Below are 1,125 nucleotides of genomic sequence, written 5' to 3'. Positions count from 1 at the left end.
GACGACCGCCCGTACGGCCCGTGCGTGGATGAGCGGGCCCGGATCGGCAACAAGGCGAAGGCCGATGCCGTGATCTCCGTGCACGCCGATGGTTCGGCGCCGGGAAACCGCGGATTCCATGTCATCCTTCCCGCCCCGGTGAAGGGCGGGGCCGCGGACACCGCGGCGATCGTCGGTCCGTCGCGCCGGCTCGGCGAGCACATCGTCGGCAACTTCGTACGGGAGACCGGCAGCGCACCCGCCAACTACCTGGGCGCGGGCACCGGGCTGGATGTGAGGAAGGACCTCGGCGGACTCAATCTGTCGAAGGTTCCCAAGGTCTTCGTCGAATGCGGCAACATGCGCGATCCACATGACGCGGCCCTGCTCACCGACGCGGATTGGCGGCAGAAGGCGGCACAGGGGATGGCGGATGGAATCAGGGGATTCCTCACGAGGTGACCTGGAATGCCCGACCGGCCGCCGGTCGTCGCCCGGTCCGATCGCGCGCGAGGTGATCACAGCCCGTGTCACAGCTTCCCGTCGGACCCGGTAACAGGGCTGCTACCGCCTCTGATACCGGGCAGACGACCCGATCGGGCAGACGATACATTCATCCGTACGATAGGGAGCCGCCCCCGAGCTTCGCACCGCGCACCGCCGCAATCGGCGACCGCGTCGACCGCCCCGACGAGACGACAACGAAGGACTTTTCACGTGAACATCCGCTCCCTCACTCGAGGCGACGGCGTGGTGATCGGAGCAGCGGTGTTGCTGTTCATCGCCTCGTTCCTCAATCTGTACGAGTCCAGCGTGTTCGGATCGAGCAATGCCCCGAACGCCTGGGACTCACTGGGCACCGTGATGAGCATCCACCTGGCCGGGGTCATCGCCGCGGCACTGATCGTCACCTCCCGCGCGCTGCCGCAGCCGCGCAAGATCGTCGGGCTCGACCTCGGACAGTTCGGTGTCGCGCTGGCGATCTTCGCGGCGTGGACGGCGCTCTGGTCGCTGATCGGTCTGGACGGCATCGACGCGGGCAGCGGTCTGATCCTGGGCTTCGTCGGGGCCCTGGTACTCGCCGCCGCGGCCGTCGCCTCCCCGCTCGTACCGCCGCTGAAGGCTCCGCTCCTCGGCGCGCCGAGG

The 1,125-nt window shown here is 68.4% G+C and carries 2 protein-coding genes; both read left to right on the top strand.

Going from position 1 to position 1,125, the window contains the following annotated elements:
- The coding region (locus BFF77_RS31620) for an N-acetylmuramoyl-L-alanine amidase (RefSeq protein WP_079125663.1) at window positions 1-441 on the top strand (441 nt) is incomplete at its 5' end.
- A gap of 255 nt (window positions 442-696) precedes the next feature.
- On the top strand, window positions 697-1,125 hold a 429-nt coding region (locus BFF77_RS31615; RefSeq protein ID WP_245703960.1), incomplete at its 3' end, for a DUF5336 domain-containing protein.

The sequence above is a fragment of the Streptomyces lushanensis genome (assembly GCF_001700515.1).
GTDB lineage: Bacteria > Actinomycetota > Actinomycetes > Streptomycetales > Streptomycetaceae > Streptomyces > Streptomyces lushanensis.
This window is presented reverse-complemented; position numbering and strand designations above follow the sequence as displayed.